At 38.4% G+C, this 5,429-nt stretch carries 6 protein-coding genes; 3 read left to right on the top strand and 3 right to left on the bottom strand.

The annotated features are described in order from the left end of the window. From B3209_RS10020 to B3209_RS10010, 3 genes are all read right to left on the bottom strand, one after another. Positions 1 to 458, bottom strand: a 458-nt coding sequence (locus B3209_RS10020) for a transposase (RefSeq protein WP_296690570.1), incomplete at its 3' end; no start/stop codon positions are given. A gap of 461 nt (positions 459 to 919) precedes the next feature. After that, complete coding sequence (locus B3209_RS10015; protein WP_296662318.1) at positions 920 to 1,588, bottom strand: DUF4143 domain-containing protein; 669 nt, start codon at positions 1,586 to 1,588, stop codon at positions 920 to 922. Between the two features lie 39 nt (positions 1,589 to 1,627). After that, positions 1,628 to 2,197, bottom strand: coding sequence for an ATP-binding protein (locus tag B3209_RS10010; RefSeq protein WP_296662317.1), 570 nt, complete (start codon positions 2,195 to 2,197; stop codon positions 1,628 to 1,630). Between the two features lie 459 nt (positions 2,198 to 2,656). Between B3209_RS10010 and B3209_RS10005 the strand changes: the two genes are divergently transcribed. From B3209_RS10005 to epsC, 3 genes are read left to right on the top strand one after another with little or no spacing between them, the layout of a single operon-like run. After that, positions 2,657 to 3,901 (top strand): SUMF1/EgtB/PvdO family nonheme iron enzyme, encoded by a 1,245-nt coding sequence (locus B3209_RS10005; protein WP_296690569.1) that lies wholly within the window; start codon positions 2,657 to 2,659, stop codon positions 3,899 to 3,901. Between the two features lie 60 nt (positions 3,902 to 3,961). After that, complete coding sequence (locus tag B3209_RS10000) at positions 3,962 to 4,468, top strand: hypothetical protein (RefSeq protein WP_296662313.1); 507 nt, start codon at positions 3,962 to 3,964, stop codon at positions 4,466 to 4,468. A 36-nt stretch (positions 4,469 to 4,504) separates the two neighbouring features. After that, positions 4,505 to 5,368 carry a serine O-acetyltransferase EpsC gene (gene epsC, locus B3209_RS09995; protein ID WP_296662311.1) on the top strand — a complete coding sequence of 288 codons (864 nt, stop codon included), beginning with the start codon at positions 4,505 to 4,507 and terminating at the stop codon, positions 5,366 to 5,368. Positions 5,369 to 5,429 lie beyond the last annotated feature (61 nt).

Here is a 5,429-nt window from a genome sequence, read left to right as displayed (position 1 = left end):
ACATTCGCATGTGAAAAGATGATGTTTTCCAATCCGCCTTTTTCGTTGCAAATTCCGCTCATCTTGAAGCCATACCACCAGCCTTTTGTCGACTTGCTTCTTCTGGCATGTTTTTTTGTGACCTTGTGAGAGTAAATCTTGTGGTTCATGCATACTGATATTGGAGTTGAGTCCATATAATGTATTTTTGAGCCGCTCATTCTGTTCAGCCTCATTAAAAAGTTCATAAAGGAAAGGATGAAGACTGCCGACTTGTTTGTAGCCTTCAGGAAGTTCTCGTAGTTTGTAAGCTCCGGAACTTTATCATGCATGAGCTCCTTCACCATCTTATGGTAATTCTTCAGGTCGCCGACTCTAAAATGGAACCTGTAGATATTCAGGGCGACAATCTGCTCGGGGCTCAGTCTTCTTTTGGGGCCTCGTTTTCCATTCCACCTTGAGAGCAGAAAAGAAAACATCAGGCTTCCTTTCATGCTCTTGAAAAATGACGTCACTAAGGATAGTATTTGTTCATACATAAGCGTAATCCTTTTGATTTTTTGTTTGTCAGACAAATTTTAAGGTTTTACGCTTTTTTTGTAAATTCCTACTGAAACTCGAAATTTGGGCTAAATAAAAAAAACACGCCGTATTTTCCCTAAATTCTCGGCGTGAAATTTAAAAAGTACGGTGTGTTTTAAAAAATTCTCGCCGAGTTTTTTCAATATTTGGTTCAGTTTCGAGTTTTAAATTTTACTGTCATTATCGAGCTTGACCCTGCGATGTTTCTGAAAGAAACTCGGTTGATAATCCGTTGAAAATTTTCAGTAGATTGCTAACCGAGTTTGCTATGAAAATATCGCGGTATCAAGCGCGGCAAGGACAACCTCGTTAGCATTGAAAATGACAAAAAAGATACTTTTGGCGTCATCCACTTTTTTTAGTTCTTCAGACATCCAATAGGAACAACAAGAATTCCATCTTCTCTTCTGTAAGCATAAGTTCCTGCTCCAACCAACACCATTAAAAATGATGGTTCTTTCATTTTAGAAACATCAATCTTATCTTGTAGTTTTAACAAATTTGCTGCACCTTCATTAATTAAATCATCTCCGCCAAGTTTGATTTCTATTAAACCATAAGAACCGTTTCTCAAATGAACTACAGTATCACATTCAAGATTGGTGTTGTCTCTGTAATGATATACTGAGCCGTCTAAGCTTTCTGCAAAGATTCTTAAATCCCTTACACACATAGTTTCAAAGAAAAGTCCAAAAGTCTTTAAATCATTTATCAAATCTTCTGGTCCAATGCCAAGGCTTGCAGTGGCGATTGAAGAATCAACATAATATCTTGTATCAGATGTCCTTATGGCAGACTTTGATCTTAAATTTGGATTCCAAGCAGGCATGTCTTCAACAACAAAAATTTTTTTCAATGCTTCTATATAAGAATGAACAGTGTCCTCGTTTACAGTTTCAACTTCGTTTACTGCTATGTCCTGAGCAATGACTGTGCTTGCGGCTTGGCTTCCCTGATTTCTGGCATAAGATTTCATAATCCTTTTAACACGCTCAGAATTTTTATTTACTCCATCGGCTCTGTTAATATCTGATTTAACAACTGCATCATAATAATCAAAAGCCTGTTATAAAGCCGCTTCTGATTTCAGTCCTATAGCCTGCGGCCATCCTCCTCTGCAAACAAGATAGGCAAGCTTGTCTATGTCATCGAGGCTATTTTCACCATCAATATTTAAGTTTCCGTCAAATAATGATTTCAAGCTTACTTCACCAGTTGATTCTCCTGATTCATAAAGGCTCATAGGTCTCATGTTAAGCCAGGTAAAACGGCCTGTACCTGAATGTGTAATTTCTTTTGTGTCAGGAGGAACGGCGGAACCTGTCAAAATAAATTGTCCCATTTTTCCTCTCTGATCTATTTCATATCGAACCGTATCCCAAAGAGTCGGAGCAATCTGCCATTCATCAACAAGCCTAGGCGTATCACCTTTTAATAGCCTTTGAGGATTTAATTTTGAAAGACGAAGATTCTGATCCTTTTCCAATGGGTTGTCCATTCTGAGAATACTTTTGGCCTGCTGCAATGCTGTTGTTGTTTTGCCGCACCATTTTGGTCCTTCTATGAGAACGGCACCTTTTGCTTCGAGTTTTTTTGCCAAAATTTCATCTACAATTCTTGGTTTGTAATCATTCATAAATTAATTATATCTTATATTCGGCGAATTATAAAGTTTTTTCTCGGCATATTGTTTTGCTATTTTTCGGCGTTTTATAATGTTTTTCTATGGCGAATTGTTGTTTTTTTAGAAATTTAGGATTTTAGTATGAAATTTCTTCCTCAAAGTATTATTTTACATTCAGCCAATAAGCTATTTACCTAGGGTAAATAATATATTTACCTGTGGTAAATAGACTATTTTCCTAAGGTAAATAACGTATTTACTCAAGGAAAATTCTTAATAAATTTTCACCAAAAAGTTGTTTTTTGGAATTTATTCATTATAATGTAAAATAGGTTCCTGAAAAATTAGTTATAACAGAGATTCCCACATCAAGTGTGGGAATGACATGGAAATTCAAGTACGACAATGACAGAGAGATGAAAGTTGTCATTATCGGGCTTGACCCGATAATCTAAAAATTGGAGGTCTTTTATGAAGAAATTTATTGTTCCGGCTTTATTTGCGTTTTTATTTGTGGCTGCGTCCTGCATGAACATGAGCGGCGGCTCTGAAAAGGGAGGCTCAATCCGTGTGGCTTTGCCGGGCGGACGCTATGTTTACAACAAAGAAAATGCCGACAAGTTTGTTGTGCGTGTAACAAATGAAGTTTATTCTGAAACGAAAGATTCTGTGGGGGGGGTAATAGAGTTCACAGAACTTGAAGCCGGCGAATATACCGTTGAAGCGGAAGCGAGAGATTCTGCGAACAATGATGAGCTTATTGCATCTGGAAGCAAAGATATAAAAGTTGAAGCGGATAAAACCACAGAATGCCCTTTTACCCTTATAATTTCCAACTGCTTTGTCGCCGAAGACGGAAGCATAGTTATAAACAAAACTAAGCTTGAAAAGACAGCCCTTGCAACAGTAATTGATGCCGCCACAACAATTACAGGAAGCGGAAGCGCAGGCGTTTTTATTGACGGTCGCACAGTAACTTTAAACCCATACAGCATAGGCAAGTACGAAGTAACGCAGGAACTTTATGAGGCTGTAATGGGAGAAAATCCGAGCAAACAACAAGGAGACTCTTATCCTCCTGAAGACGGTGAAACTCAAGAACTGCGCCCAGTTGAAGGTATATATTGGTATCATGCAATTTTGTTCTGCAATAAACTTTCTATATTAATGGGACTTGATAAATGCTATGAAATTCAGTCGAATGGCAGTGAAATTGACTATGACAATATTGACCTTAGTAATATTAAGGCAGTTGCTCCAAACTGGCAAATTTCGTATAAACTAGAAAATAACGGCTATCGTTTGCCTACAGAAGCAGAGTGGGAATTTGCAGCCCGTGGCGGAAAACAAGATGGAAGCAACTGGAATTACACTTATGTTGGCAGTAAAGATATAGATAAAGTTGCTTGGTATAATTATGATGATAATAGAGCGACTAAGAAAAGCCATGAGGTTGGGCTAAAAAAATCCAATAGCCTTGGACTTTATGATATGAGCGGAAACTGCTGGGAGTTTTGTTCTGATAGATCAAACAATATTTCTGAAATGGAAGTAACAGATCCTGTTGAAAGCGGAACAGGATGCATACGTAGAGGTGGAAGTGTTTTTGATACAGACTCTAAAAATATTTTTAGTCGCTCTTACCAATCTGAAAATGAGCTAACACAGTTTCTTTACAAAGATAACGGTTTCCGCCTTGCGCGTACTATAAAATAAAAAAAAACACGCCGTGTTTTTTTAATTATAAAAGTAAAACAAAAAGGAGATTGTTGTACCATGCTTGAACTTAATTCGTATGTTTCGTTAAACGGCAAGAATTACCGGCTTGAAAAACTTTTGGGCAAAGGCAAGGGTGGATATTCGTATCTTGCTTCTTGTGGCGGAGCTCTTTTTGTGCTTAAGCAGATTCACCACGAGCCTTGCAGCTACTATCAGTTTGGCAACAAGATAATGGCAGAACTCAACGATTATGAGCGTCTAAAGAATGCCGGCATAAGAATTCCGCTTATGATTGCGCATGATGTTAACAATGAGCGCATTTTAAAGGAGTATATTGACGGTTCTACAATAGAGCAGCTCGCCAAGAAAAAACTTGTAAAGCCTGAATACATAGCTCAGGTGGAAGAAATGTGCCGCAAACTTTATCCTCTTCACCTTAATATCGACTATTATCCCACAAATTTTATTGTACAGAACGGACTTTTGTATTACATTGACTATGAGTGCAATGAATATTCCGATGAATGGAATTTTGAAAACTGGGGCAAAAAATACTGGAGCTAGCCAGTTTGATTGCGGAAAATTAAAAAGCGAGGTCTTATGAGCGCGACAATTGACAATGCCGTAGAAAAAATACTTGAATCTTACCAAAAGTACGGAGGAATCAACCTTGATGAAGCCATGAAGTTTCCGAACAGGGAAAACGTCATAACGGTTCTAAAGGATATTCAGTGCTTGATTTTTCCGGGCTACAGGGTTGCAGAGGAAATTGATTCGCTTACGTTGAGATTTGTTACAGGCGAGCGCGTAAACCGCATAGTTTCAATGCTTACCCGCGAGATAAAAAAAGCCCTTTCTTTTGTTGTCCAGAACGACAAAGTTGAACTTTCACATTGCTTTAATCTTGCGGAAAAAGTCTCTCTTGCTCTTATTGAAGAAATTCCAGAAATCCGCAGAAAAATCGGACTCGATGTTCAGGCTGCAAATGCTGGAGACCCGGCTGCAAAATCTAGCGAGGAAGTAATAGTTTCGTATCCTTGCCTTGAAGCGATTTCCGTTTATAGAATTGCCCATTTTCTTTCAGAAAGCGGAGTTCCTGTTATTCCGCGCATAATGAGTGAGTACGCGCACAGCCACACTGGAATTGATATAAATCCGGGTGCAAAAATCGGCGAAAGTTTTTTTATTGACCATGGAACTGGCGTTGTAATTGGCGAAAGCTGCATTATTGGCGACAATGTGAAAATTTACCAAGGCGTTACATTGGGCGCTTTGAGTGTAAAAAAAGAGCTGATGAACAAAAAACGCCATCCAACAATAGAAGACAATGTTACGATTTATGCCAATGCCACGATTTTAGGCGGAAATACTGTAATTGGTGAAGGCTGTGTCATAGGCGGAAACACTTGGATTACAAAGTCTGTTCCTCCGCATACAACTTTTACACAGGAATGCCGCTCGTAATCAGTTTTTTTGTGTCATAGAAAATCCAATAAGTTTAAAATGTCATTGTCGGGCTTGACCC

Source organism: Treponema sp. UBA6852, from assembly GCA_002449305.1.
Classification (GTDB): Bacteria; Spirochaetota; Spirochaetia; order Treponematales; family Treponemataceae; genus Treponema_D.
This window is presented reverse-complemented; position numbering and strand designations above follow the sequence as displayed.

What these genes read in the sequence shown, in the direction of transcription:
- epsC (WP_296662311.1), top strand. Translation starts at nt 4,505, where the DNA reads ATGAGCGCGACAATTGACAATGCCGTAGAAAAAATACTTGAATCTTAC.
- B3209_RS10005 (WP_296690569.1), top strand. Translation starts at nt 2,657, where the DNA reads ATGAAGAAATTTATTGTTCCGGCTTTATTTGCGTTTTTATTTGTGGCT.
- B3209_RS10010 (WP_296662317.1), bottom strand. Translation starts at nt 2,197, where the DNA reads ATGAATGATTACAAACCAAGAATTGTAGATGAAATTTTGGCAAAAAAA.
- B3209_RS10000 (WP_296662313.1), top strand. Translation starts at nt 3,962, where the DNA reads ATGCTTGAACTTAATTCGTATGTTTCGTTAAACGGCAAGAATTACCGG.